This window comes from Nitrosospira briensis C-128, assembly GCF_000619905.2.
In the GTDB taxonomy this organism is placed as follows: Bacteria; Pseudomonadota; Gammaproteobacteria; order Burkholderiales; family Nitrosomonadaceae; genus Nitrosospira; species Nitrosospira briensis.
Genome location: NZ_CP012371.1, coordinates 2,841,079 through 2,866,090 on the forward strand (window position 1 = coordinate 2,841,079; position 25,012 = coordinate 2,866,090).

General features: G+C 51.8%; 20 protein-coding genes, 1 tRNA gene and 1 other RNA gene. 14 read left to right on the forward strand and 8 right to left on the reverse strand.

Annotated elements, in window-relative coordinates; all coding sequences use genetic code 11:
• Positions 1–51: 51 nt before the first annotated feature.
• Positions 52–1,014, reverse strand: a complete 963-nt coding sequence (locus tag F822_RS12980; RefSeq protein WP_051536732.1) for an MBL fold metallo-hydrolase — start codon at positions 1,012–1,014, stop codon at positions 52–54.
• A gap of 96 nt (positions 1,015–1,110) precedes the next feature.
• Positions 1,111–3,075 (reverse strand): acetate--CoA ligase, encoded by a 1,965-nt coding sequence (gene acs, locus F822_RS12985; protein ID WP_025041562.1) that lies wholly within the window; start codon positions 3,073–3,075, stop codon positions 1,111–1,113.
• A gap of 225 nt (positions 3,076–3,300) precedes the next feature.
• Between acs and rimP the strand changes: the two genes are divergently transcribed.
• The 5 genes from rimP to truB are packed head-to-tail and all read left to right on the forward strand — an operon-like array spanning position 3,301 to position 9,258.
• Positions 3,301–3,729 (forward strand): ribosome maturation factor RimP, encoded by a 429-nt coding sequence (gene rimP, locus F822_RS12990; RefSeq protein WP_025041561.1) that lies wholly within the window; start codon positions 3,301–3,303, stop codon positions 3,727–3,729.
• A gap of 29 nt (positions 3,730–3,758) precedes the next feature.
• Positions 3,759–5,246 (forward strand): transcription termination factor NusA, encoded by a 1,488-nt coding sequence (gene nusA, locus F822_RS12995; protein WP_025041560.1) that lies wholly within the window; start codon positions 3,759–3,761, stop codon positions 5,244–5,246.
• Between the two features lie 17 nt (positions 5,247–5,263).
• The gene (gene infB, locus F822_RS13000) at positions 5,264–7,876 is read left to right on the forward strand and encodes a translation initiation factor IF-2 (protein WP_025041559.1); all 2,613 of its coding nucleotides are present in this window, start codon (positions 5,264–5,266) and stop codon (positions 7,874–7,876) included.
• Positions 7,877–7,899: 23 nt separating this feature from the next.
• Positions 7,900–8,280 (forward strand): 30S ribosome-binding factor RbfA, encoded by a 381-nt coding sequence (rbfA, locus tag F822_RS13005; protein WP_025041558.1) that lies wholly within the window; start codon positions 7,900–7,902, stop codon positions 8,278–8,280.
• Between the two features lie 33 nt (positions 8,281–8,313).
• The gene (gene truB, locus F822_RS13010) at positions 8,314–9,258 is read left to right on the forward strand and encodes a tRNA pseudouridine(55) synthase TruB (protein ID WP_051536727.1); all 945 of its coding nucleotides are present in this window, start codon (positions 8,314–8,316) and stop codon (positions 9,256–9,258) included.
• 211 nt (positions 9,259–9,469) lie between these two features.
• Here truB and F822_RS13015 read toward each other — a convergent pair whose 3' ends face one another.
• Both F822_RS13015 and F822_RS13020 read right to left on the reverse strand, forming a co-directional pair.
• The gene (locus F822_RS13015; RefSeq protein WP_025041556.1) at positions 9,470–10,306 is read right to left on the reverse strand and encodes a response regulator; all 837 of its coding nucleotides are present in this window, start codon (positions 10,304–10,306) and stop codon (positions 9,470–9,472) included.
• Between the two features lie 305 nt (positions 10,307–10,611).
• Positions 10,612–11,550, reverse strand: coding sequence for a GGDEF domain-containing response regulator (locus tag F822_RS13020; RefSeq protein ID WP_025041555.1), 939 nt, complete (start codon positions 11,548–11,550; stop codon positions 10,612–10,614).
• A gap of 455 nt (positions 11,551–12,005) precedes the next feature.
• On the opposite strand from F822_RS13020, the gene F822_RS13025 reads away from it, so the two are divergent.
• The 8 genes from F822_RS13025 to rluB all read left to right on the forward strand — a co-directional run bounded on the left by F822_RS13025 (position 12,006) and on the right by rluB (position 19,232).
• A tRNA-Met gene (locus F822_RS13025) sits at positions 12,006–12,082 on the forward strand.
• 877 nt (positions 12,083–12,959) lie between these two features.
• The gene (locus F822_RS15450; protein WP_231623518.1) at positions 12,960–13,418 is read left to right on the forward strand and encodes a PEP-CTERM sorting domain-containing protein; all 459 of its coding nucleotides are present in this window, start codon (positions 12,960–12,962) and stop codon (positions 13,416–13,418) included.
• 632 nt (positions 13,419–14,050) lie between these two features.
• Positions 14,051–14,869: a methane monooxygenase/ammonia monooxygenase subunit C gene (locus F822_RS13040; protein ID WP_025041553.1), complete on the forward strand. Its 819-nt coding sequence runs from the start codon at positions 14,051–14,053 to the stop codon at positions 14,867–14,869.
• A gap of 342 nt (positions 14,870–15,211) precedes the next feature.
• Positions 15,212–15,310, forward strand: an RNA gene (gene ffs / locus F822_RS14985) — signal recognition particle sRNA small type.
• Between the two features lie 124 nt (positions 15,311–15,434).
• A complete protein-coding gene (dnaX, locus tag F822_RS13045) occupies positions 15,435–17,063 on the forward strand; it encodes a DNA polymerase III subunit gamma/tau (protein WP_025041552.1) in 1,629 nt (542 codons plus the stop codon).
• Positions 17,064–17,078: 15 nt separating this feature from the next.
• Positions 17,079–17,402 (forward strand): YbaB/EbfC family nucleoid-associated protein, encoded by a 324-nt coding sequence (locus F822_RS13050; RefSeq protein ID WP_197272916.1) that lies wholly within the window; start codon positions 17,079–17,081, stop codon positions 17,400–17,402.
• Positions 17,403–17,508: 106 nt separating this feature from the next.
• The gene (recR, locus tag F822_RS13055) at positions 17,509–18,105 is read left to right on the forward strand and encodes a recombination mediator RecR (RefSeq protein WP_025041550.1); all 597 of its coding nucleotides are present in this window, start codon (positions 17,509–17,511) and stop codon (positions 18,103–18,105) included.
• 251 nt (positions 18,106–18,356) lie between these two features.
• The gene (gene rluB, locus F822_RS13060; protein ID WP_025041549.1) at positions 18,357–19,232 is read left to right on the forward strand and encodes a 23S rRNA pseudouridine(2605) synthase RluB; all 876 of its coding nucleotides are present in this window, start codon (positions 18,357–18,359) and stop codon (positions 19,230–19,232) included.
• A 151-nt stretch (positions 19,233–19,383) separates the two neighbouring features.
• Here rluB and prmB read toward each other — a convergent pair whose 3' ends face one another.
• The 4 genes from prmB to dapC form a co-directional block, all read right to left on the reverse strand.
• Positions 19,384–20,280, reverse strand: coding sequence for a 50S ribosomal protein L3 N(5)-glutamine methyltransferase (gene prmB / locus F822_RS13065; RefSeq protein ID WP_025041548.1), 897 nt, complete (start codon positions 20,278–20,280; stop codon positions 19,384–19,386).
• A 125-nt stretch (positions 20,281–20,405) separates the two neighbouring features.
• Complete coding sequence (gene dapE, locus F822_RS13070) at positions 20,406–21,539, reverse strand: succinyl-diaminopimelate desuccinylase (protein ID WP_025041547.1); 1,134 nt, start codon at positions 21,537–21,539, stop codon at positions 20,406–20,408.
• Between the two features lie 253 nt (positions 21,540–21,792).
• Positions 21,793–22,614 (reverse strand): 2,3,4,5-tetrahydropyridine-2,6-dicarboxylate N-succinyltransferase, encoded by an 822-nt coding sequence (gene dapD / locus F822_RS13075; protein WP_025041546.1) that lies wholly within the window; start codon positions 22,612–22,614, stop codon positions 21,793–21,795.
• Positions 22,615–22,622: 8 nt separating this feature from the next.
• The gene (gene dapC / locus F822_RS13080) at positions 22,623–23,867 is read right to left on the reverse strand and encodes a succinyldiaminopimelate transaminase (protein WP_025041545.1); all 1,245 of its coding nucleotides are present in this window, start codon (positions 23,865–23,867) and stop codon (positions 22,623–22,625) included.
• A 105-nt stretch (positions 23,868–23,972) separates the two neighbouring features.
• On the opposite strand from dapC, the gene F822_RS13085 reads away from it, so the two are divergent.
• On the forward strand, positions 23,973–24,857 hold the full coding sequence (locus F822_RS13085) for a DMT family transporter (RefSeq protein ID WP_025041544.1): 885 nt from the start codon (positions 23,973–23,975) through the stop codon (positions 24,855–24,857).
• The last annotated feature ends 155 nt before the right edge of the window (positions 24,858–25,012 follow it).

The following is a 25,012-nucleotide window of genomic DNA, read 5'->3' on the forward strand; positions in this document are numbered from 1 at the left end:
CTGGATTTCCTTTACCAAAGACATCCTGCGGCTTGCGATACTGTATCGACTTCAACTGCTTCCTCCCGCATGATCCAGCCAGTATTCCAGTCCCTGCGCATTCAGCCCAACATCCAGGTTTAACAGGGAACGAATTTCTTCCTCCGGCAATTTGCAGCCGTGTGCGATAACCCGCTGTAACAGCAACTCTCCAAGTTCCTCCACTAGTGCGGAATGCCTGTTGGGCGCATCGTGCAATTTCCGGGCTATCGACACATGGGCATCGATCAAATCGTGCATCTCGGCCACATGGCGCGGCAAATGGCCGATGCGGCCGTAGTGTGTAAGAAAAGCATAAGAAGGGTTGTAGGTCATGAGCCGTTCCAGCGAGGCATGCGCGGCTATCGGATCGAACTGCACCGGCGTAGTGGTTGGAAACACGAACTCCATGCCGTCCACGTCGAATTCGCGATAGGAGATGCCGAACGTGTCGCCGGTAAAAAACGACTGGCTTTGCTTATCGAAGATGCAGTAGTGATGACGTGCGTGGCCTGGCGTATCAAGAAAAAGTAACGGCCTGCCGTTGAAATCCAGGTTGAATCCATCGGGTGCCTCAACGATGCGATTTGCCTCCACTGGACGGATAACCCCATAGACACGTTTGAATTCCGCTTCTCCATACACTTCCATTGCGCTTGCAACCAGCCTGGCGGGGTCGGCCATGTGTCGCGCACCGCGGGGGTGTACCACCAGTTTCGCATTGGGAAAACGATGCATGAATTCTCCCGCACCTCCGGCGTGATCCAGATGTATGTGGGTCAGGAACACGTACGCTACATCCGCCGGGGCGATATTCTTTTGGTGCAGGATTTTCATCAGGCCGGCGACGGAAGATGATGTTCCGGTATCCACCAGTGCCGCTTTTCCTGCCTCGACAATCAGGTGAATCGCGGCCAGCCCCGTGCGGAAATAGTCCGCGTCGATAGTGCTGATACCATGGTCGTAGTCGGTGACCCGAGGCAGGCGGACGGACAGCGGCGGGGTCTCAGCCGATGCTTCTGTCTGGGTATGAAAGTGATTATTCGTCAAGCTGTCGAGCCATCTAATTGCATTGTCAAGCTATCCAACCCTCTATGCTATCGGGTGCTTCAATTGTTCAAGTATTGCAGGGTTTTCCAGCGTAGAAATATCCTGCGTTATTTCCTCGCCTTTGGCCAGGGTGCGCAGCAAGCGCCGCATGATCTTGCCTGAACGGGTTTTCGGGAGATTATCGCCGAAGCGGATTTCATCGGGTTTGGCAATAGGACCGATTTCTTTCGATACCCAGTCACGCAATTCCATTGCAATATTGTGGGCATTCTCGCCCTCCGGGCGCTCGCCCTTGAGCACCACGAATGCGACGATGGCCTCGCCCCTGATTTCATCGGGTTTGCCTACCACTGCAGCTTCTGCGACAAGGGGGCTGGCCACCAGCGCGGATTCGATTTCCATGGTGCCTAAACGGTGACCGGCAACGTTCAATACGTCGTCGGTACGCCCCATGATCCAGAAATAGCCATCCAGATCGCGGTTGGCGGAGTCGCCGGCCAGATAGTACTTGCCGCCAAGTTCTTCGGGAAAATAGGTTTGCTTGAAGCGCTCCGGGTCGCCCCATAAAGTACGTGCCTGTGGCGGAAACGGGCGTTTGATGACAAGAAACCCGCCCTTGCCGTCAGGCAGATCGTGACCTGCCTCATCCACAATGGCCGCCATGATGCCGGGCAACGGGAGTGTGCAGGAACCGGGCTTGAGCGGCACCGCACCGGGCATGGGGGCAATCATGTGGCAACCCGTTTCGGTCTGCCACCAAGTGTCCACAACGGGACAGCGGGACTGGCCAACAACGGTGTAATACCACATCCACGCTTCCGGGTTGATCGGCTCGCCTACCGAACCGAGCAGGCGCAAAGAGGAAAGATCATATTTTCCGGGCAGGTCGGGACCCAGTTTGATAAGCGACCGGATCGCGGTGGGCGCTGTATAAAATGAGGTGACTTTATGGTCCTGAATTATTTTCCAGAAGCGGCCTGCGTCGGGATAAGTGGGAACCCCCTCGAAGATGACCTGGGTGGCGCCCACGGCCAGCGGACCATAGGTAACGTAGCTATGTCCCGTAACCCAGCCCACATCGGCGGTACACCAGAAAATATCAGTGGGTTTGTAATCGAAAATCCATTCCATGCTTGTGATTGCGCCCAGCAGGTAACCTGCTGAAGAGTGTTGCACGCCTTTTGGTTTGCCGGTGGAACCAGAGGTATAGAGCGTGAATAGCGGGTGCTCGGCATTGACCCATTCCGGCTCGCAGGCGTCGCTCTGGTCCCTGATCAATTCGTGCCACCAGATATCACGTTCTTGCAGTTGCAGGTTGTCATCACTGCGCTTATACACAATGACCGATTTCACGGAGTCGGTGTTACCCATGGCAAGCGCTGCATCCACCGCGGCTTTCAAATGGTTGACTTTGCCGCCCCGCCGTTGTTCGTCGGCGGTAATGACAGCCACTGCACCGGCGTCAAGAATGCGCTCATGAATGCTTTTGGAGGAGAAACCGCCAAATACCACCGAATGCGTCGCACCAATGCGGGCACAGCTTTGCATTGCCACTACGGCTTCGATACTCATCGGCATATAGATAATGACACGATCGCCTTTCTTGATGCCAAGAGATCGCAGACCATTGGCAAACTGGCAAACGCGACGGTGAAGATCACGGTATGTGGAACGGGTGATTGTGCCGTCATCCGCCTCGAAAATAATCGCGATCTTGTCCGGTTGGGTTGCCAGGTGCCGGTCCAGGCAGTTGAACGAGACGTTCAGCTCGCCATCATCAAACCATTTGAAGAAGGGATGATTCGTTTCATCCAATACGCGAGTGAACGGTTTATGCCACAATATGTGTTCGCGCGCCAGTTTGCCCCAGAACGCGGGAAGGTCTTTTTCGGCTTCGGCGCAGAGGGCGTGATAAGCTGCAATGCCGGATACATTAGCTTGTTGGACAAATGCCGGGTCCGGCGGAAAAATGCGCGTTTCATTCAGAATGGATTTGATCGCGGCCACGGAATGCCTCCAATGAGTTTTTTATTTGGGAGATCGGTGAAATTGTATCATTCATAAATTCATAATATGTATGGAACCGCTGAATAAGCGCTAAACGGAAACAGATATTCCCTGACGCAACCAGTTATAATGCAAACAGGGATCTATTTCATTAAGTATAAAATTTTGCTAAAATAGCAATGACTATGGGCTCTTTCTAGCCCATTTTTTGTTTGTGCCGGCACTATGGATCTGTATGAATTGCTTGAATCGACCTTGACCGGGCTGGGCTATGAGCTCGTCGAAGTGGAGCGGTCCTCGCGAGGGAAGATGTTGCGTGTGTTTATTGACAAACCCGACGGTATTACCGTAGATGATTGCGGGGCCGTCAGCAATCATCTGAGCCGCTTGTTTGCGGTTGAGAACATCGATTACGATCGACTGGAAGTTTCATCGCCCGGCCTGGACAGGCCGCTGAAAAAGGTCGCTGATTTCATCCGCTTTGCGGGTGAGTCGGTTAAACTGAGGCTACGCGTGGCGTTACAGGGTCAAAGAAATTTCGTCGGAATTTTGCGTGAAGTGAACGACGGGATATTAAAGCTGGAAGTAGACGGAAAAATGCTCGATCTGGATCTAAACAATCTCGAGAAGGTTCGTCTGGTTCCAAAATTGTAATTATTCGAGAGAGATTGGCTGGAGGTAACATGACGCGCGAAGTTTTACTTTTGGTGGATGCGCTGGCGCGCGAAAAGAATGTCGAGAAAGACATTGTTTTTATCGCGCTTGAATTGGCGCTGGCATCCGCTACAAAAAAGCGTTTTCACGAAGACGCTGATGTGCGTGTGTCGATCGATCACCAGACAGGCGATTATCAGTCGTTGCGCCGCTGGCAGGTGGTAGCGGACGATGCTGTGGAAGAGCCTGCCCGTCAAATTCCGTTGAGCGAAGCATTGCAGCGCAATCCTGAAATCGAATTGGATGAATTCATCGAGGAAGTATTGGAGCCGGTGGAGTTTGGGCGTATCGGCGCTCAAGCAGCGAAGCAGGTGATATTCCAGAAAATTCGCGACGCTGAGCGCGAGCAGATTCTGAGCGATTTTCTGGAACGTAAAGAATACATGGTTACCGGGACCATCAAGCGGATGGAACGCGGCAATGCGATCATCGAGTCCGGCAGGGTTGAGGCGGCACTGCCCCGCGATCAGATGATCCCGAAGGAAAATCTGCGTGTCGGCGACAGAGTGCGCGCCTATTTATACAAGATCGACCGGACCGCCCGCGGTCCGCAGTTGATATTGTCACGGATTGCACCGGAGTTTCTTGTAAAACTGTTCGAACTGGAAGTGCCGGAAATCGAGGAAGGTCTGCTGGAGATCAAGGTTGCAGCGAGGGATCCGGGCTCACGTGCCAAGATTGCGGTCAAATCTCACGATCAGCGCGTTGACCCGATCGGTACCTGCGTAGGTATGCGGGGTTCGAGGGTGCAGGCGGTGACTGGCGAACTGGCCGGAGAAAGAGTGGACATCATTTTGTGGTCCGACGATCCCGCTACATTCGTGATCAATGCGCTGGCGCCTGCAGAAATCAGCAGCATCCTGGTGGATGAGGAAAAGCACAGCATGGACATCGTGGTGGATGAGGATAACCTTGCCCAGGCTATTGGACGTGGAGGCCAGAATGTACGGCTTGCGTCTGAGTTGACGGGTTGGGAGCTCAACATCATGACGATGGAAGAGTCACAGGCAAAAAATGAAGAGGAATTTTCCGTACTTCGGCACCTCTTCATGGAAAAACTTGATGTGGATGAGGAAGTGGCGGATATTCTCGTGCAGGAAGGTTTTACCACGCTGGAAGAAGTGGCTTATGTGCCACTCAACGAAATGCTGGAAATCGAGGCATTTGACGAGCAAACGGTCAACGAACTCCGCACTCGAGCTCGTAATGCTCTTTTGACGGAGGCGATCTTCAGCGAGGAAAAAGTGGAGAATATAGCAGAAGACCTGCTTTCGCTGGAGGGTATGGACAGTCAGACAGCGCGTGAATTGGCGGCCAAAGGAGTGAATACTCAGGAGGATCTCGCCGATCTGGCTGTGGATGACCTGATTGAAATGGTCGAGATGGATGCTGAACGAGCCAGGCAGTTAATCATGGCGGCGCGCGCGCCTTGGTTTGCCTCGGCAGACAGGGCATAGGTTATTAAAGGTTATCAATGTCTCAAATGAACGTAGAACAATTCGCTAGTGAACTGGGTGTGCTTCCTGCAGTGCTGCTGGAGCAACTCCGGGCCGCCGGTATCCGCAAGCATCTGACTGAGGATAGTTTGACCGAAAGCGATAAAACCCAGCTTCTCGACTATTTGCGCAAAATCCACGGTGCCAATGAGGACAAGGGCAAGATTTCTCTTCCGCGTCGGCAGACTTCCGAGATCAAGAAGTCGGACAGCACCGGCAAAGCCCGGAGTATCCAGGTAGAGGTGCGCAAGAAGCGTGTGTTTGTGAAGGGTGATTTAACGACCGAGACAAAGGCGGTGGAACCCGCTGTCACTTCCGCTCCCGTTACGACTGCGCCGGTTCTCACGCCGGTGGTGGATGCGGCACAGCAGGCCTTGCGGCAAGAGGAAGCGAGAACACAGGCTGAATTGATCGCACGGCAGACTGCGGAACTGAGGGAAAAGAAACAACGGCAAAAGCCGGCAGTTAATATCGAGGAAGTTGAGCCGGTTGCCGCAATCCAGGGCGAACCCGCTGCTACTCCCGAGCCCATACCTGCTGCGCCTGTCGGTACCCCATCGGTGGCGCCTGCGGTTGAGGCGGCCCAGCCTGCTCTAACCGAAGGAACATTGCATAAGCCGGTAGTCAAGCCGGAAGAGAAGGCGGCGAAGGCCGAAAAGAAAAAGAAGCAGGCCAAGCAAGTGGTCTGGAAAGACGACAGGGTCGAGAAACGTGGAGGACTCAAGACACGGAGCGATTTATCCAGCGTCAAGGGTTGGCGTACGCGCAGAGATAGACACGGTAAAGCGACCACGGAAGACCAGGGCGCTCACAGCTTTTCCGTACCCACCGAACCGATTGTCCATGAGGTAATGGTACCTGAGACCATTTCGGTCGGGGCGCTCGCGCAGAAGATGTCGATTAAAGCCGCAGAAGTTATCAAGACCCTGATGAAAATGGGGAATATGGTAACTATCAATCAAATGCTGGACCAGGAAACTGCCATGATCGTGGTGGAAGAGCTGGGCCATGTCGCCAAATATGCGGCGCTGGATAGCCCCGAAGCCTTTCTGGCGGACACGGAACTACCCGGAGCGGGATCGAAAACGGAGCCGCGTGCGCCGGTAGTTACCGTTATGGGACACGTCGATCACGGCAAGACTTCGCTTCTCGATTACATACGTCGTACACGTGTGGCAAGCGGAGAAGCTGGCGGCATTACTCAGCACATTGGTGCCTATCATGTGGAAACTGAAAGAGGCATGGTCACGTTTCTGGATACGCCTGGCCATGAAGCTTTTACCGCCATGCGTGCCCGCGGCGCAAAAGTTACCGATCTGGTTATATTGGTTGTAGCGGCGGATGACGGCGTAATGCCTCAGACGATCGAGGCGATACACCATGCCAAGGCCGCCAAAGTGCCGATCGTGGTAGGAATAACAAAAGTAGATAAACCCGACGCTAATCCAGAACGTATCAGGCAGGAACTGGTAACGCAGGGTGTCGTCCCGGAAGATTGGGGTGGCGATACGATGTTCGTCGAGGTTTCCGCCAAGACCGGCCAAGGCATCGATTCATTGCTCGAAAGCGTACTGCTCCAGGCTGAAGTGCTGGAACTCGGGGCCGTAACGGACGGACCCGCCAAAGGTATCGTCATCGAGTCGCGCCTGGATAAAGGCCGTGGCCCGGTGGCAACAATACTCGTTCAGTCGGGCACTTTAAAGCGTGGTGATATATTGCTGGCAGGCGCCGTGTTTGGCCGAGTGCGCGCAATGCTCGACGAAAGCGGCCGGCCGGTGGACCAGGCCGGACCTTCCATTCCGGTGGAAATTCAAGGCTTGTCAGAAGTTCCTGTCGCTGGCGAAACGGTAGTGGTGCTGACGGATGAGCGCAAAGCTCGCGAAATCGCACTTTTCCGCCAAGGCAAATTCCGCGACGTAAAGCTTGCCAGACAACAGGCGGCCAAACTGGAAAATGTATTTGAGCAGAAGGGTGAGGTCAAAGTACTCGCGCTTATCATCAAAGCCGATGTGCAGGGTTCTTACGAAGCGCTGACGCATGCACTGCAAGGGCTTTCCACCGACGAGGTCAGAGTTAATATTATCCACAGCGGTGTGGGAGCGATTACCGAATCCGACATTAATCTGGCGCTCGCTTCCAAAGCCGTTGTGATTGGCTTCAATAGCCGCGCAGATACGGTGGCGCGCAAGCTCATCGGTTCTACCGGAGTGGATGTGCGCTACTACGGTATTATTTACGAGGCTGTGGACGAAATCAGGGCAGCGCTATCGGGCATGATGACCCCTGACCGCAAGGAGAACGTTACGGGCCTGGTAGAGATACGCCAGGTGTTTCGTATCTCTAAAGTGGGCGCAGTGGCGGGTTGCCTGGTGCTGGAGGGCGTCATCAAGCGCGGGTCGCTAACCAGGCTGATACGCAATGGCGAACTCATCCACACAGGCGAGCTTGATTCGCTGAAGCGTTTCAAGGACGACGTGAAAGAGGTGAGAGCGGGTTTTGAATGTGGTTTATCACTGAAGAACTTTAATGACATCCAGGTGGGTGATCAGCTGGAAACCTACGAAATCGTCGAAGTTGCACGTAGCTTGTAACTGCCGCACCGGATGGGATCATCATGCCTAAAGATTATTCCCGCGCGCTGCGGATAGCCGACCAGATTCAGCGTGAACTCGCCGACCTGATTCGCAACGACCTCAACGATCCCCGTATTGGCATGATCACCTTGACTGGTGTCGAGGTGAGCCAGGATTACGCGCATGCCAAAGTTTTTTACACGACGCTGCGCAGCGAAAGCGACAATTTCCTCACCGGCAAAGGATTGGAAAACGCATCTGGATTTTTACGCAACCACTTGATGCATCGATTGAAGCTTCGAGTAATCCCGCAACTTCATTTCATTTATGACGAGTCGGTCGAGCGCGGTGTGCGTTTATCCCAACTGATAGATGAGGCCGTAGCGCAAGAGGCGCCGGCGAACGAACCGGATGATACCTGATCTGTGTCCGATCAGGTATAGATCACCTTTATATTGAACCGTGTTTTAAAGCCTGCATACGTCAAGCGTCACATCAGCGGCGTCCTGCTGCTCGACAAGCCAGCCCACATTTCGTCCAATCAAGCGTTGCAGATAGCCAAACGCATCTTTGCAGCGCATAAGGCCGGTCACACAGGCACGCTTGACCCGATGGCAACCGGCCTGTTACCCATTTGCTTCGGGGAGGCTACAAAGTTTTCGTCGGCATTGCTTGGGGCGAACAAGGCCTACGAAGCGACGTTGAGGCTGGGCTATATCAGTACTACCGGCGATGCCGAAGGTGAAATTTCAGTTGCAAGCGAAATAGAACCCGGGGATTTGAAGTTGGCGCCGCAGCAGATCGAGGCAGTGCTGAAAAGATTTATCGGCACGATCATGCAGGTGCCGCCGATGTATAGTGCCCTGAAACATCAAGGGAAACCCATGTATGCTTACGCAAGGGAAGGGTTGGAAATCGAGCGGCAACCACGTGAAGCCATTATTCATGAGTTGCATATCGAGGCCTTCGAGGGGAATGGTTTACGCATCCTGGTCAAGTGCGGTTCGGGTACTTACATCCGCACGCTGGCTGAAGATATAGGCAAGGCGCTAGGATGCGGTGGGGCATATCTCACCCGCTTGCGCCGAAGCATTGTTGATAATTTTGACTTATCGCAAGCTTATACGTTGGATGTGCTTGAAGCTATGCCGCTGCCGCAGCGAGACTGCTGTCTGCTTCCGGTCGATATTCTCATGCGGGACCTGGCGACCGCTACACTGGATGCCGCAGCGGCGGCATCTTTGCTTCAAGGACGGGTGATCTGCGACTATTTCTCGCAGGATGGTTTATCCGAGGGACAAAAGATTCGATTGTACGATCAGACTAAACGTTTTCTGGGGGTGGGAAAAATAACCGCGGGGGGTGAAATCGCCCCTAGTAGACTTATAGGGAACGTTTGAACAGTTCGGTGGAGGTAGAGCAAAGGGTTTTCGCTGCCTCCCTATCCCGATTATTTTTGTCGGATTACTCATCCAGTAAGCGGAGCTTTGGCGGCGTAATTTGACCTGATAACAGTTGGCTGACCTGACACCGGTTGATTACGCTGCGCTAACTCCACCGATCCAGCTACTGGTAAACCCTGGATTCATTCGGGAATCGGAACAAAGGTTATCAATTTTGTTTTGACCGCATGCTGTCGGTAACATCTTTACCTATTCCGCGATAACCGGTGAAGCGGCCAGACGAGTCGAACATCGGTTCTCCGCTAACCATCAGATATTGTTTGGCGCCATCGGCTTTAGTGCGGCTGTAGACAAAATCGATAAAAGGCCGTCGTGCCGTGATATTTTCCTTGAATGCGGCATACTCGGATTCATTCCAGCGCGTTCCACTATCTTCCCTATGCTCACCCATCAGTTTATCAACCCCGATCCCGAGCATATCAAGGACGGGTCCATAAACCTTGGTAAAGCGTCCTTTCTCGTCTTGTTCCCAGTACCAGTCAGACGCCAGTTCGGTCAACCGGCGAAAGCGCGCTTCGCTCTCGCGTAGTTCCGTAGTTCGCTCCGCCACGGTTTGTTCCAGCTTTTTATTATAATCCTCGAGTTGTTTATATAACAGGCGTACTTCCAGCATGTTGTGGATACGTGTCTGGACTTCAACCAGATCGAATGGCTTGCTGACAAAATCTTTCGCGCCGGCCTGAAGCGCTCGCAACTTATGACCTGGCTGGGCAGTGATTACAAGTACTGGCAAATAGCCTTTCGGTTCAATTTGCTTCAGGGCTTCCAACACCTGAAAGCCATCCATGCCCGGCATTTGCAGATCGAGAAGAATCAGATCATAACGGTTCTGGCGATAGAGCCCGGATACCTCGCGTGGATTCATTGTCGAGGCAATACAGGTATAACGTGCGTCGCTCAGCATTTGCTCAAGCAGCCGGACATTAGCTTCCTGATCATCGACAATCAGGATTTTAGCGTTAAGAATGTCGGGAGTACTAATCATTTTCTGTTCCCTATTCACTGGCAATTAATCGATTTTTTTCGAATTTGCCTAAGATACTCCATCGTTCTGTAGATGGTAATGGTAAAAAGTAACTATTTCTCCGTAACTGACCTTTGCCATCCCCACCCAGAAATGTCGAGCCTATCAGCACGTCTGTCTGGGGTAAACACGGAGCGGAACGGGTACAGCAAACTCGATATCCATATTCCGCTATATTCTTTCCTGACGAATTTATATTGTTGACACGGAAATACTTTGCCAAACTCGAATCGAGCTCGTGAGTTTACGCGAAACAGAATTGGCCATCACATATATGCTCGCTCCGAAATTCGATAGGTATTCTTGTTTGCCTGCTTGGCGTCCAGCAGAGCTGCGTCCGCATTTTTCAAAAGCGTATTGACATCTTTGCCATTGAACGGGTAAAGACCGATACCCGCACTCGCCGTGACCCAAACATTATTCCCCTGAATACTATAGGGTTGCGACAGCACTTTGATAATTTTTTCTGCTGCAAGTGCTACACCGTTGACGTTACTGACATGCGGCATTGCGACCACAAATTCATCACCACCGAGTCGCGCTACAGTATCTTCCTGGCGTACAGCCGCCACCAAGCGTGCTGCAACCAATTTTAGAAGCAAATCGCCGACGTCGTGACCCAAGGTGTTATTGATCTGCCTGAAACCATCCAGATCCAGATATATAACCGCCATAATGCTGTCATATCTTTTTGCATGGATGATTGCCTGGGAGACTCTCTCCACCAGAAGACGCCTGTTGGAAAGCCCAGTCAAAGGGTCATGCAGCGCCATGAATTCCTGTGTTTTAGCATAACTGCGCGACCGCTGATGCAACAAGCGCACTTCCAGCAGATTGTGAACCCGGGCAAGTACCTCGGCCATATCAAACGGTTTGCTGACGAAATCTCTTGCCCCGGATTGGAGCGCGCGGAGCTTACAGTCAGGATTAGCGGTAATGACCAGTACGGAGAGGTATCCGTCCGCTTCGATCTCCTTCAAGGCTTCCAGCACCTGAAATCCATCCATGCCGGGCATTTTGAGATCAAGCAAAATCAAGTCATAACGATTTTGCCGATGCAATTCATAAACCTTATAGGGATCCATCGTCGAACTGATGGAAGTATAGTTTGCAGTGCTTAACACGCTTTGCAGGAGCTGGATATTTGATTCCTGGTCGTCAACGATCAGGATTTTTGCATTATGAATGTCGGTTTCAGTGATCATATTGCTTGAATATTCAATTGGCCGACTATCTTTGTAACCTGGCTGATCGATGGCGAGTTTGATCAATGGCAAATTCTCAGGCCTTAAACGCGCAAATTTTGCTGCTATTTTGCGTCGCTATCTGTGCGCTAACTCTCATAAGAAACATGAAATGATTCATTTCGGAAAATATCGGCTTGTAGCGGATGGGAATTTAGGGAGAAATAGCGCGCAATATAATACTGACTGACGCGGTGCTCCGGGTTGGGCTTGAGGGTTGCTTAATTCGAACGACCATATTTGGACATTTTTTTACCCTTAACGACATATAGGCCAAACTTTAGTAGCTTAAGTCAAGAAAAGAAAACTTTTTCGTAAAACCAGGCTATCTCCGGCGGTTCGCAGTCCAAGTTACGGATCAATAAGATTTGACCTTGCCTTACTATGGGTAGGTTGATATAATCGTATTCCTCTGACGCGGGGTGGAGCAGTCTGGCAGCTCGTCGGGCTCATAACCCGAAGGTCGTAGGTTCAAATCCTGCCCCCGCAACCAAAATCAAAGCGTTTAGCCCCAAACCCAAGCTGGGGCTTTGTGCTGTATGGCTCCCATGTGTGGAGCGATGCAGACTTCTCTGCAATCACTCATTGAGCAATCGCCAGAAAAGCCAAACCCCCCGTATGGCGGGGCGTCGCGTCTCCCCCAGGTTTCGGTTAAACAACCCTTTTCACGGCATCCCTAAGGAAATCGGCTGCAAAAGCGTCTGGCCGGTTCATATTTCGCCGCTTTTTCAGCCGATAGAAAATTATTGTATTGGCGTTTCTCAAAAATCTGTCTTCACCCAGTTCGCTAATTCCCGTGCGGCTTAAGCAGGTATTTTGTGGGTGAACTATCGTGATTTTTCAGGGAGAGGTCCCGATATAGTGATAAAGAACTATGTCTCCAACTTGAGACAGCTTTAATTGTTTTAGATTCAAACTATTGAAAATATTGGAAAAAAGTCCGTCATCAAACAACGACACAACTAATATGATTTTTTTCAAGTACCTGAGTTAAAAGAAAAAATAACGTGTTGCTTAACAACGACGAAATCCTGAGCTCCGCCTCTACGGCGAATCCTGCTCAAGTCTTTGTATTTATTAACTCTTTTTTAATTGGCATGGTAGATGCTAAAGATGTAATTGACTCCCTTTCAAAATAAAACAGCTTTGCTGGGGATTCGAATTACCACGGCTTTACATGAGAATACCCGCCATATTAATAGCTTATCATCCCAGGAGAGAAAAATGAATACAATGTCAAAAGCACTCATAGCCGCTTTGGTCCTTGGAGGTTCCATCTCTACCGCAACCGCAGGTGGTGTGATACAAATATTACGGCCACCGACACATCCGGGGGAACGTTTGACTCGGGTATTATTGGGGATCATACCTTGGATCTTGCCAAGACCTTCAGCAGTATCAATCCAATCTCATTGACATTCACGGTTGCCCATGAGAATGGTACGGGGGGAAACCCCTACGCCGTGACCGAGGCGGTTACCAATAATACTGGACAGGCGTGGACAGACTTTCATTACAGTATTACCGAACCAAACCAGGGTAATGGCGTTGTATTTACTGCCCATAATCAGTCAACGTTTGGTGACTTTACGCTCGATGGCTCAAGCGGTCCACGTAATCTTAACTTTACCGGGAATTTAGCGGCCGGCGGTGTGGCCGACGCGACCTTTAATATAAGCCCGTTCGATCCCGGTGCCGGCAACACCTCCACCTTTACCCTGACACAAGTGCCAACCATTCCGGAACCGGAGACTTATGCCATGCTGGTAGCCGGACTGCTGTTGATGGGCGGTATGGTAAAGCGTAGAAACAATAATAAGCAAAGTTAGCTGATTGATATCAGGTAAGTCGCATGGACAAACCCCGCCTGATCGGCGGGGTTTGTTTTTGGTGCCGGTTTTTCGAAGAATATGAGCTATATGGGCAGGAATGCTTTCTTTATAGTTCCAGCTCAACAAGACTCGCTGGGGCCATTCAAGCCGATTGTTCGTTTATCCCCTTCAGTGCAACTATCGTAATATGCGCAAGACTGCAGTGAAATACCCTCGACGTGATTAGGGGAACTAAACTGTAGAGGCTGAGTCCAACAAGGACTGGTAGATCCTTTGGGAAACAGGAAGTTCTTGATTGTTTGAAACAGGAGTTTGCGAATGCTTACATCATCGTTTGAAATCATTACTTTACAGAAGAAAGCGGATTATTCGATCGTTATAAGCAGCACGCTGCGAACTATCGAGAATTACATTTGTCTAATTTGGACTGGTAGTTTAAATATTTTTTTAAAGGAGCTTGCAATGGTTACGATGGCATCAAGCGAAACCTTGGTCGCTGCGGAAAATACCTTGGAACCATATTGAAATTTATTCAGTCCAAGCAAAACTGGTAGTTTTTGTTTTTAATTTGGACTCCCCGCGTTTCTGGTCCGGAAATTCTTAATTAACTTACAAAATAGGAGTTGGTAATGTCTACAACTACGCCAGAAAAATTAGTTACACATCAAACGAAGGTGAGCAGTGCTCGCTACGATATGTCTGAGTGGTACGACTCCAAGTATTACAAAATGGGCCTTTTGCCTATACTGGGGATTGCCATTTTCTGGGTCTGGTTCCAACGCACTTATGCCTACTCGCATGGGATGGACTCGATGGAACCGGAGTTCGAGCAAATCTGGATGGGACTATGGCGTTTTCAAATGATGCTGTGGCCGGTCGTAGCGCTTGTTGTCTGGGGTTGGATATGGAAGACGCGTGATAGCGAGGCGCAACTGGCCAGCCTAACGGTGAAACAGGAAATAAAGCGCTATTTTTATTTCCTCATGTGGCTCGGCGTATATCTGTTCGCTGTTTATTTCGGGTCAAGTTTCTTCACCGAGCAAGACGCCTCATGGCATCAGGTGATCATTCGCGATACGAGCTTCACGCCCAGCCATATCCCGCTTTTTTATGGCTCATTTCCGATGTACATCATCATGGGGATAGCGACTTACCTGTACGCAAATACGCGGTTGCCTCTCTACAACAAGGGAACTTCGTTTCCTTTGGTAATGGCTATCAGCGGACCGGTGATGAGTCTGCCGAACGTGGGTCTTAACGAGTGGGGTCATGCCTTCTGGTTCATGGAAGAACTCTTCAGTGCGCCGTTGCATTGGGGTTTCGTAGTCTTGGCATGGGCAGCGCTGTTTGCTGGTGGCCTTGCTGTGCAGATCATCGCACGCTTCTCAAACCTTCTGGATGTGCAATGGAATAGTCAAAGCAGATCCATTCTGGATAACGTTGTTTAAATCTGTACTGTAGCTTTACCGCTCCGCCCTCTGCGTTTCGTAGAGGGCGGAGTTCTTTGCGCCGTATGGCCCGCCGATGCTGTGCTGTCAGTCTCATCAAATTCATCGTAGGGCCGCGTCCTGACTGTATTTTCACACCATGCAATGGTGGAAAATTTTTCCGGTCTGTTCTGTCAGACTCGTCAGCATACGTAGAATTATTTGTCTCAATATCAATTCCCATCGGAACGCGAGCTTGGTTGGTTATTGTGCCGGTAGACGCAAGACGTAACTCAGTGCACAATAGTACAATTGATGGATAGCGTAGCGTTGTGAATCCTCACTATTGAATTCCAGCTTTATGGCGGGCCTCCCCGCATTGCATAGTAGTGAATCTGGTCAGGTCCGGAAGGAAGCAGCCACAGCTATTTTCTGCAAGTGCCGGGGGTTAGGCTCGCCACCCTTTTTTGTTTGCACAGGTGGAGGGAACGAGCGTCGAGCCGATTTCCCTTCACCGTGTTGTAAACAGAAAAGTCCCCAATTCTTTCCGCTCTATAACCAGCCTAAATAGTCATCTCTCGATATCATGTCCCAGACTCAGGTTCTTGCCCGCAAATGGCGACCGAAGAACTTTTCCGAGCTGACCGGGCAGGATCACGTGGTCAGGGCGCTTACCAACGCGCTTGAGCAAAAACGCTTGCATCATGCCTATCTGTTTACAGGAACCCGAGGTATCGGCAAGACTACTATCGCACGTATTTTAGCCAAGGCGCTCAACTGCCAGACAGGCGTCTCGTCGACGCCTTGCGGCGTATGTTCCGCCTGCACCGAGATTGATGGCGGGCGCTTCATCGATCTGATTGAAATGGATGCGGCCTCCAATACGCAAGTCGAAAAGATGCGCGAACTGCTGGAGAACGCACTTTACGCCCCTACGGTGGCTCGCTACAAGGTTTACATTATTGACGAAGTACACATGCTCTCCAAATCGGCTTTCAATGCCATGCTGAAGACGCTGGAAGAACCGCCGGAGCACGTCAAGTTCATACTCGCCACTACCGACCCCCAGAAGATTCCTGTAACGGTTCTGTCTCGTTGCCTGCAATTCAACCTGAAGCAGATTCCGCTGCCGCTGATCGCTGTGCATCTCAAGCATGTGCTTGAGCAGGAGCATATAAGCTGCGATGAAACGTCGTTACAATTGCTTGCGCGTTCGGCGCAGGGCAGCATGCGTGACGCCTTGAGCATACTGGATCAGGCGATTGCTTTTGGCGAAGGGAAGATCGAAGAAGCCGGAGTGCGCGACATGCTCGGCGCTATTGACCAGCGTTATCTTTATGACTTGCTGGATGCATTGTCGCAAAAAGACGGAGCAAAGATGCTGGCGATAGCCGATGCGATGGAAACCCGCAGCCTGTCGCTTGACACCGCGCTGCAGGATATGGCAACGCTGCTGCACCGTCTTGCGCTGGCGCAAATCGTGCCGTCGGCTATCGGCGAGGATGCACCGGAGCGCGAACAAATTTTCGCGCTGGCCAAAGTCTTTTTGCCGGAAGATATTCAGTTGTTTTATCAGATTGCCATAAATGGCCGTGACGACCTGAGCCGGGCACCGGATGAGTACGCCGGCTTCACCATGACGCTGATGCGAATGCTAGCTTTCATACCCGACGATATGACAGCGGCTTCAGTGGGAGGCCAGGACAAAACTGCAGCCAAAGCTGAGGTAAAAGCCCAAAGTAGCGGTACCGGTGCGGAAACTAAACGCCCATTGCCGTCAATTACCGTCGAAACAGCGGTTATCAAGCCGGATCTTGATATAAGCTCAAGCGCATTCAGCGATGGCTGGAGAGTGATGGTAAATCAGTTAAAGCTGAGCGGTTTAGCTAAAATGCTGGCCCAGCACTGCGAAGTGAAGAATGTTTCGCCGAACGAAATCGAATTCTGCGTGCTCGAAACGCATAAACACCTGCTTGATAAGGCTTACCAGGAAAGGATGCAAACTGCTCTGAGGGAGCATTTGGAAAAGCCGGTCCGGCTGAAGTTTTCCATAGGAACGATCACCGGCTTGACACCCGCGGAACTTGGTAATCGTGAAAAGCAGGAGAAGCAATCGCAGGCCGTTGCAGCTATCGAGTCCGACCCGTTTGTACGGGAACTGGTGGAGCATTTCGATGCAAAACTGATCGTTTCTTCGATCAAACCTATTCAATAGCGGAGGTAAAAAATGATGAAAGGCGGCTTGGGCAATCTGATGAAACAGGCTCAGCAGATGCAGGAGAACATGAAAAACATGCAGGAGAAATTGGCTTCGATAGAAGTCGAAGGCCAATCCGGCGCGGGCATGGTCAAGGTGGTAATGACCTGTCGTTATGATGTGAAGCGGGTCAATATCGACAGCAGCCTCATCGGTGACGATAAGGATATGCTGGAAGACCTGATTGCTGCTGCGGTAAACGATGCTGTGCGACGAGTGGAATCCACCACTCAGGAAAAAATGGCTGGTTTCACCTCCGGACTGCCGCTGCCGCCGGGGATGAAGCTACCATTTTAGCTTTATACCGAAAATACGTGACTGTGACTGACGGATTGATTCGTTATGTCGACTTACTTCCATAGGTTCTATGTTTTTTTTTGGAGCTTTTTACCATTTCTCCTAAGTGAAAACGCCAACCAGCCTCGAGGACCTGATCGACGCCTTGCGCTGTCTTCCCGGGGTAGGCCCTCGGTCAGCACAGCGCATGGCTTATCACTTGTTGCAACGCGATCATGAGGGTGCGCGGCGCCTCGCCGGTTCGCTCGATTATGCGTTGCAACATATCAGGCATTGTGAGAAATGCAATAACTTCACAGAAGAAGTGATATGCGAATTATGCCGTTCTCAGCGGCGCGACGCCGCATTGCTATGCGTGGTCGAAATGCCTGCCGATCTGCTGATGATGGAGCAGGCGCACTGCTACAAAGGCCTGTATTTTGTACTGATGGGGAGGCTTTCGCCATTGGATGGCATCGGACCCAAGGAGATTCATCTTGATCGGCTGCTGAGGCGGACTCAGGATGGCGTAGTGCGGGAAGTTGTGCTGGCCACCAATTTCACGGTGGAAGGGGAGGCGACCGCTCATTATATTAGCGAACTGCTGCATAACAAAGATCTGAAGGTCACACGTATTGCACGCGGGTTGCCGGTTGGCGGCGAGTTGGAACACGTGGATAGCGGTACGCTGGCGCAAGCAGTGATTGAGCGTAGAGAGATCTAGTTTCGGCAAGAAAACATCCAGGATTGTTATTTCAGGTTTGACCTGGGAGTCCTGGTCCAAGCAGGTAAGGGTGCGTTACCCGTTAATGGTTGTGCCGCAATGCTGTTTTCACCGATCTGCCCCGCTGCTGTCAACATAATCGTAAGGCTATAAAGTAAAGTGAAATAATGGAATGACGCCCTCTTCCCCAATGGCATCCAAGTGCCGAAGTGTAAGTCGTGATAGACCACAAACAGAAAGTTGAGACCAAGATGACAGCCAGGTTGCCGAAGCCGCCAAAATCGTCCAGGCCGTCGAGATCGCCGGCGCACAGCCCGCTCAGGCCGGCAAAGAAAAAAATAGCTGCGACGGTAGCGGGGGTTGAACCGATTTCTGCCTCGGCACCGCCCATCACGCAAAAACTGCATAAGTTGCTGGCGCAGGCAGGGTTGGGATCAAGGCGTGAAATGGAGGAGTTGATCGCTGCCGGGCAGACCACCATCAATGGAAAGGTCGCGACTATCGGCGACCGCGCGGGGCCTGAGGATATTGTTCGGGTGGGCAAGCGCGTGATTCATCTCAAGTCCCCTGAACGGTTGCCCCGAGTCATGCTTTATCACAAGCCGGAAGGGGAGATAGTCAGTCGCGACGATCCACAAGGCCGCCCATCAGTCTTCGAAAAACTGCCGCAAATGCGGTCTTCCAAATGGATAGCCATTGGCAGGCTGGATTACAACACCAGCGGGCTGCTGATCTTTACGACAGATGGCGAATTGGCTAATCGTTTGATGCATCCGCGCTTTGAAGTCGAGCGCGAGTATGCGGTGCGGATCATGGGGCGCCTGACGCCTGAAGTAACGGAACTGCTGACCACGGGCGTTGAGTTGGAAGATGGTCTGGCAAAATTCGAACATTTGTCGGATCAAGGCGGAGAGGGTTCCAACCACTGGTATCGCGTGATATTGAAGGAAGGCAGGAATCGCGAAGTGCGCCGTATGTTCGAGAAAGTGGGGATGACAGTGAGCCGCCTGATGCGCGTACGTTTTGGTCCAATTAACCTGCCGCCGCGTCTGAAGCGAGGAAAATGGATCGAGCTGGATGAGGTGGAAATAAAGCGTCTGCTGGAGCTGGTGGCTATCAGCCAATAAGGAAACAGCACCTCACCTCATCATTTACGGTCCATCCGGAGTCCGCTACAAAATATCGTAATATGGAAATATAGGAAACATGGGCGTTGGTGATCACCCCAACCGTACTTGCGGTGTATGTAAACCACCGTTCAACGCAACCCCAGGGTAACTATTCAGGAAGCTGGTCACGCCTCAGAAGAAAAACAAACTCATCCCCGGCGCTGGTTTCGAGCCAGGTGAAAGGCGTCAGAGGAAAGGCCTGTTCCAGCGCTTGACGATTATGCCCGATCTCGACAATCAGAATTCCCCGGTCTGTCAGGTAATCGGCCGCCTGGAGCAATATTGCCCGGGTTGCTTCCAGACCATCTTCGCCGCTCGCCAGTGCGCTGCGCGGTTCATGGCGATATTCCTCGGGAAGAGTGGCCATTGATTTCGCGCTGACATAAGGCGGATTGCTGATGATGAGATCGTAACGGCGTCCTGCCAATGCAGCAAATAGATCAGACCGGACAAGACTGATTCTATGTTCCAGGTCGTAATCCGATACGTTCTTTTGGGCAACTTGCAGCGCCTCATGTGAAATGTCCGCAGCATCTATCGCGGCATTTTCGAAAGCGTGGGCAAGCAGCACGGCAAGGCATCCCGATCCGGTACAAAGATCAAGCGCGGAATGGATGTTGCCCGGTTCTTCTATCCACGGCGCGAGTTGCTCTTGCAGCAATTCGGCAATGAAGGAGCGCGGCACGATCGCACGTTCATCCACATAAAAACTGAAATCGCCTAGCCAGGCTTCGTTAGTGAGATAAGCAGCCGGGATTTTTTCGGTTGCGCGACGCTTGAGTATGCCCAATACCTGATCCAGCTCGACCGAGGTGAGGCGAGCATCCAGAAATGGTTCCAGTTGATCGAGCGGCAAGTGCAGAGTGTGCAAAACCAGATATACCGCCTCATCATATGCCGAGGCTGAGCCATGGCCGAAGAAAAGACCGGCGTCGTTAAAGCGGCTTACCGCGAAGCGCAGCAGGTCGCGGACGGTTTGAAGTTGGGTTTTTGCTTCACGGTACATAGATTTTATTTGATGTGATGAACGTTATAGGCTGCTACAGGCTGCAGCCTATCTTATCCATTCTTGACGGGTTTTGCGACGCTCCCTCCATTTGCCGGAAGCTTGCGGTTCAGGTAGAGGGAGGATTATTTAAGCAACAAATTCTCAAGCGTCAGCCGATAAATTTGCGGCAGCTGTTTCAGGTCCTCTACTTCCACATATTCGTTGAGTTTGTGAATGGTGGCATTACGCGGCCCCATCTCCACTACTTCCGGGCAGATGTCCGCGATGAAACGCCCATCGGAGGTCCCACCGGAAGTGGAGAGCTGCGGCTCGATTCGTGTCAGGGTTCTGATAGCGCAGCTCACTGCTTCCACGAGGTCGCCCCTGGGGGTGAGGTAGGGCTTGCCGGAGAGCTCCCATACCAAGTGATAATCGAGGTTTTGCCGGTTCAGGATTTCATGCACCCTGGCTTTTAGCGATTCAACCGTACTGGCGGTCGAGAAACGGAAATTGAACAACAGGGTGACTTCGCCGGGAATGACGTTGGTAGCACCCGTACCACCATTCATGTTGGAAATCTGCCATGTGGTGGGCGGGAAATATTCGTTGCCTTCGTCCCATTGGGTCTGTGCAAGTTCCGCAATCGCGGGGGCGGCAAGGTGTATCGGATTTTTTGCCAGATGAGGATAAGCAATATGGCCTTGTATGCCTCTCACTGTCAATGTCCCGGATAGAGAACCGCGTCTGCCATTTTTGATGGTATCGCCCAATTTGTCCACGCAGGTGGGTTCGCCGACAATACAGTAATCGATCAGCTCATTACGGGCTTTGAGGGCCTCCACCACCCTGACGGTGCCATCGGTTGCGACCCCTTCTTCGTCCGAGGTGACAAGCAACGCAATAGAACCGCCATGATTCGGGTGTTCGGCAACAAAAGCCTCAATTGCGGTAACGAATGCCGCGAGTGATCCCTTCATGTCGGCCGCGCCTCGACCGTAAAGCTTGCCATCCCGGATTTCAGGTTTGAAAGGGTCGCTTTCCCATTTGTCGAGCGGGCCAGTCGGCACCACATCAGTGTGTCCGGCGAAACACAATAGCGGAGAACCGGTTCCGCGCCGTGCCCACAAATTGTCCACTTCGCCGCAGCGAATTCTTTCAATGTGGAAGCCGATCGGTTCCAGGCGGCTGATCAGGATTTCCTGGCAACCATTATCGAACGGCGTCAGGGAGCGGCGGGCAATTAGCGCCTTTGCGAGCGCGATTGTGTCATTGTGCATGGGATATTCCTGAATAGAAACTGGCTTATGGATGCGCCGGAGATTGAGTATTACCTACTGATTTTTTACTGTTGATCGAGGCAGGCGATACGAGCGCATACAGGCGGAAGCCGGCTTTCAGCAACATGCAAAGCGTGTTATTGCTGATTCAGGCCGGTTTCCCGTTCAACCCGAACGACGAAATACATATTTTATTCGCCGATGCGTAACATGCGTGAATTGCGCAATCGGTGTGGCGAATAAATTTTCCGACCTATATTCCGCGCAGAAGCTCATTGATACCCGTTTTTGCGCGGGTTTTCGCATCTACCTGTTTAACGATGACCGCGCAATAAAGGCTGTATTTCCCATCCGCGGAGGGAAGATTACCCGAAACAACCACCGATCCCGGTGGAACACGGCCATAGCTTATCTCGCCGCTTTCCCGATTATAGATCTTGGTGCTCTGGCCTATGTATACACCCATGGAAATGACGGAATTTTCTCCGACAATCACGCCTTCGACGATTTCCGAGCGTGCACCGATAAAGCAATTATCCTCGATGATAGTCGGGTTGGCCTGCACCGGTTCAAGTACGCCGCCTATCCCCACGCCGCCGGACAGATGTACATTCTTGCCGATCTGAGCACAGGACCCAACCGTGGCCCAGGTATCGACCATCGCGCCTTCATCGACGTAAGCGCCAATATTGACATACGAAGGCATTAACACCACGTTACCGGCAATAAACGAGCCTTTTCTTACTGTCGCCGGCGGCACCACGCGGAACCCTCCATTACGGAAGTCCTTTGAACTGTAATCTGCGAACTTGGAGGGCACTTTATCGAAATAGTTGGAGAAGCCACCCTTGATGAAGCTATTGTCTTCTATGCGAAAAGAAAGCAGTACCGCTTTTTTGATCCATTGATGCGTATTCCATTCGCCGTTTATTTTCTCCGCCACCCGCAGTTTACCGCTGTCGAGCATTTCAAGTACCTGGGCAACTGATTCCTTGAGTTTGGCTTCGACATTACGTGGTGTAATCTCGGCGCGGCGTTCGAATGCTTCTTCAATGGTACTTTGGAGCTGATCCATGATTTTCCTTAATCTACTTTAGATATTTTTATCGATTCAAATTTTCCGCCGCGCTCGCGCTGCAAGTCAGCTACCAGCATTTTTATGCGTCCAGTTGCTTCAATGCATTCTTCCAGTGGGGCAACAAGGGCGATACGAACGAAATTTTCGCCAGGGTTGACCCCATGCGCGTATCGTCCCAGATAGCTGCCGGGTAAAACTGTTACATTATAATCGCGATAAAGCCGCCGGGCGAACTCGACATCGCTGCACGGTGTTTTCACCCATAAATAAAATGCGGCATCCGGCATGGAAACCTGCAGCGTTCCCCGTAGCGATCCGGTAACCGCATCGAATTTTTCCCGGTACAGGCGGCGGTTCTCGACAACATGAAACTCGTCGCTCCAGGCGGCCTCGCTCGCCGCCTGCACCGCCGGATTCATTGCACTGCCGTGGTAGGTACGATAGAGCAAAAATTTTGCTAGTAACGCCGCATCTCCCGCTACGAAACCTGAGCGCATACCCGGCACATTGGACCTTTTCGACAGACTGCTGAATATAACCAGCCTGGGGAAGCCGGTGCGGCCAAGACGTTGGGCAGCCTCGAGTGCGCCAAGCGGTGGAGAAGCCTCATCGAAATAGATCTCGGAATAACACTCATCCGACGCAATAACAAAGCCATAGCGATCGGAAAGCTCGAATAGGTGCTTCCACTCATCCATCGACATTACCCTGCCCGTAGGGTTACCAGGGGAGCAGACGTATACCAGTTGCGTGCGCGACCAGATATCGCCCGACAGTTGCGCATAGTCGAGTGCAAAATTATTTTCCGGCAACGTATTCAGGAAATACGGGGTTGCACCCGCCAGCAAAGCCGCCCCTTCGTATATCTGATAAAAGGGGTTCGGACAAACTACAATGGCTTCCGGCAGCGATGGGTTGATCACCGCCTGGGCAAAAGAAAACAGTGCTTCGCGGCTCCCGTTAATCGGAATGACCTGTGTGTCGGGATCGACGGCAGGCACGTGATAACGCTTTATCAGCCAGGCGGCTATGCTTGCCCGTAGCGATCGGGTGCCAAGCGTGGTGGGGTAGAAAGCCATCCCCGCGAGATTCTCCACCAGCGCCTGGCGAATAAAATCCGGTGTGGTATGTTTGGGTTCGCCTATATGCAGGCTGATGGGAGAAAGAGCCGTGTTTCGCTCGATTCCTTCAAACAGCTTGTTGAGCTTCTGGAAGGGATAAGGTTGGAGGCGGTCGAGATTGGGATTCAATTTGATAGGCTGGGGCAGGCTCTGAACAGCAATCTGCTACCTCCATGGTTAAGTTTGTTGATCGAAGCAGGATTATAAAGGGCGGGCGTCTCGCGACCAACCAAAATGAACAAAACAAAACAGAATGATTTTCCCGTGGCGGCGCTGCTCATAGGAGCAAGTATCTGGGGCTTGCTGTGGTATCCCTATCGATTGCTGGAACAAGCCCGGATAAGCGGGGCCATCGCGACCTCTATTACTTACGCAATTGCCTTACTGCTGGGGCTGGTTATATTTCGGAAAAGTTTGCACAGATCGCAAGTGCTCGGCGGCGAGCCGCATTTATTGTTCTGGATTGGCCTGTTTGCAGGCTGGACCAATCTCGCATACGTACTCGGTGTCATTCACGGCGAAGTCATGCGTGTCCTGCTTTTATTCTATCTCGCGCCGTTATGGACCATCGTGTTCTCACGTGTTCTGCTGAATGAAATGTTGAGTTTGCACGGCTATCTGGTTATCGCATTTTCGTTGGCGGGTGCGATAGTCATGCTGTGGCAGCCGGAAAACGGCTTCTCGTTGCCTTCCTCTTATGGTGACTGGATGGGATTATCGGCCGGCTTCATGTTTGCACTCTCGAATGTGCTGAGCCGCAAAGACCAATACCACAGTGTTCAGGTAAAATCGGTGGCGGTGTGGAGCGGCGTCGCGCTGGTAGCATTCGGTTATAGCCTGTTTCTGGTCGACCTGCCCGTAATGAGCGACATTTCCACAGATACGTATCTGCTCCTGTTGGGCGTCGGATTGGTCGTGTTCGCCCTGAGTTTGGTTGTGCAATACGGCCTGGCACACACGCCCGCGAATCAGGCCATCGTAATCATGCTGTTCGAATTGGTGGTGGCGGCGATTGCAGCCTATTTCCTGACTGATGAGGCGATGACGCCCAGGGAATGGATCGGCGGGCTGATGATTATTTCGGCAAGTCTGTTTTCTGCCTCAATGAATCGGGAGTAACATGGCCAATCAGCGTGCCCACGGCGATGATAGTCGGCATCTCGTCTGGTTCGGCAAAGCAAAGTTCTTCTGTATCGCTATGCCACCGTTGGCAGGCCATAGTTTTCGTTCCGCGCCCGGTGTTCAATCAGATTTGCCGGTTCAGTTGTCGTCTG

What these genes read in the sequence shown, in the direction of transcription:
- rimP (WP_025041561.1), top strand. Translation starts at nt 3,301, where the DNA reads ATGGATCTGTATGAATTGCTTGAATCGACCTTGACCGGGCTGGGCTAT.
- nusA (WP_025041560.1), top strand. Translation starts at nt 3,759, where the DNA reads ATGACGCGCGAAGTTTTACTTTTGGTGGATGCGCTGGCGCGCGAAAAG.
- infB (WP_025041559.1), top strand. Translation starts at nt 5,264, where the DNA reads ATGTCTCAAATGAACGTAGAACAATTCGCTAGTGAACTGGGTGTGCTT.
- rbfA (WP_025041558.1), top strand. Translation starts at nt 7,900, where the DNA reads ATGCCTAAAGATTATTCCCGCGCGCTGCGGATAGCCGACCAGATTCAG.
- F822_RS13015 (WP_025041556.1), bottom strand. Translation starts at nt 10,306, where the DNA reads ATGATTAGTACTCCCGACATTCTTAACGCTAAAATCCTGATTGTCGAT.
- F822_RS13020 (WP_025041555.1), bottom strand. Translation starts at nt 11,550, where the DNA reads ATGATCACTGAAACCGACATTCATAATGCAAAAATCCTGATCGTTGAC.
- F822_RS13040 (WP_025041553.1), top strand. Translation starts at nt 14,051, where the DNA reads ATGTCTACAACTACGCCAGAAAAATTAGTTACACATCAAACGAAGGTG.
- dnaX (WP_025041552.1), top strand. Translation starts at nt 15,435, where the DNA reads ATGTCCCAGACTCAGGTTCTTGCCCGCAAATGGCGACCGAAGAACTTT.
- F822_RS13050 (WP_197272916.1), top strand. Translation starts at nt 17,079, where the DNA reads ATGAAAGGCGGCTTGGGCAATCTGATGAAACAGGCTCAGCAGATGCAG.
- rluB (WP_025041549.1), top strand. Translation starts at nt 18,357, where the DNA reads ATGACAGCCAGGTTGCCGAAGCCGCCAAAATCGTCCAGGCCGTCGAGA.
- prmB (WP_025041548.1), bottom strand. Translation starts at nt 20,280, where the DNA reads ATGTACCGTGAAGCAAAAACCCAACTTCAAACCGTCCGCGACCTGCTG.
- dapE (WP_025041547.1), bottom strand. Translation starts at nt 21,539, where the DNA reads ATGCACAATGACACAATCGCGCTCGCAAAGGCGCTAATTGCCCGCCGC.
- dapD (WP_025041546.1), bottom strand. Translation starts at nt 22,614, where the DNA reads ATGGATCAGCTCCAAAGTACCATTGAAGAAGCATTCGAACGCCGCGCC.
- F822_RS13085 (WP_025041544.1), top strand. Translation starts at nt 23,973, where the DNA reads ATGAACAAAACAAAACAGAATGATTTTCCCGTGGCGGCGCTGCTCATA.